Annotated in this window: 1 pseudogene; it reads left to right on the plus strand. The window is 51.3% G+C overall.

Annotation, left to right across the window (positions count from 1 at the left end):
- Nucleotides 1-1,159, plus strand: a pseudogene (locus QRN50_RS15955) (IS3-like element ISPsy9 family transposase); the annotation flags it as partial.
- Between the last annotated feature and the right edge of the window lie 33 nt (nucleotides 1,160-1,192).

The raw sequence follows: 1,192 nt of genomic DNA on the forward strand, positions 1-1,192 counted from the left end.
ATGATGAGCGATTATCACTGCGCCAGACAGCGGCCTTGTTCGATATCCGTCAGTTCGGCATCATCAATCTATGGCAGCGCCTTTTTGACGAAGGTGCTCTTAACGCATCCTCAAAGCCCCCTAAGAAAGTTGGACGCCCAAGAAAGATGACGACGCCCCTTCCCCCTGTGAACTCCGCTCCGATCAACGATGAATCGCGCTCGCGTGACGAGTTGCTTGCCGAGGTGAAGCAACTGCGGATGGAGGTCGATTATCTAAAAAAGCTCGATGCCTTGGTTCAGAAGAAGCAACGAATAGCGCAGCAGAAAAAGCGCAAATCGTGATGGAACTGAGGCCTTTACATTCTCTGGACGGCCTGCTGAAGTTTGCCGGTCTGGCACGCAGCACTTTTTACTATCAACAAAAGGTACTGCTGGCAGATGACAAATACGCCGGGCTGAAAGACCTGATTCAGGCAACTTTCTACGAGCACAAGGGCCGGTATGGCTATCGTCGCATCACGGCAGCGTTGCGCAGGGCGGGCCATCTTGTGAACCACAAGACGGTGCAGAAACTAATGGGGCAGCTAGGCCTGAAGAGCCTGATACGCGTGAAGAAATACCGTTCCTACAAAGGCGAAACAGGCAAGGCCGCGCCTAACCTGCTAAAGCGTGATTTCAAAGCGCAATACCCTAACCAGAAATGGGCCACCGACGTGACCGAATTCAAAGTAGGAGGCCAGAAACTTTATCTGTCGCCGATCATGGATCTGTACAGCGGCGAAATCATTTCCTATGCGATTGCCAGGCGCCCGCTGTACTCCATGGTCGACGAAATGCTTGAAGGAGCATTTAAGCGGCTTGGACCGCATGAAAAGCCGATTTTGCATTCCGACCAGGGTTGGCAATATCGGATGCCTATTTACCAGCGACTGCTCAATGAGAATTCGATCGCAGCCAGCATGTCGCGCAAGGGTAACTGCTACGACAACGCGGCTATTGAGAGCTTTTTTAGCACGCTGAAATCCGAATTTTTCTACCTGAACAAATTTAACGATCTGGATGAGCTTCAAGCGGGTATCGAAGAGTACATTGAGTATTACAATCACTCACGCATAAAACTGAAGCTTAACGGCCTGAGTCCTGTGGAATACAGAATGCAGGCCGCCAAGGCAGCGTAGGTGGATAATTGTCCAACCTTCGGGGGTCACACC

It is taken from the genome of Pseudomonas sp. MEJ108 (assembly GCF_030208985.1).
GTDB lineage: Bacteria > Pseudomonadota > Gammaproteobacteria > Pseudomonadales > Pseudomonadaceae > Aquipseudomonas > Aquipseudomonas fragariae.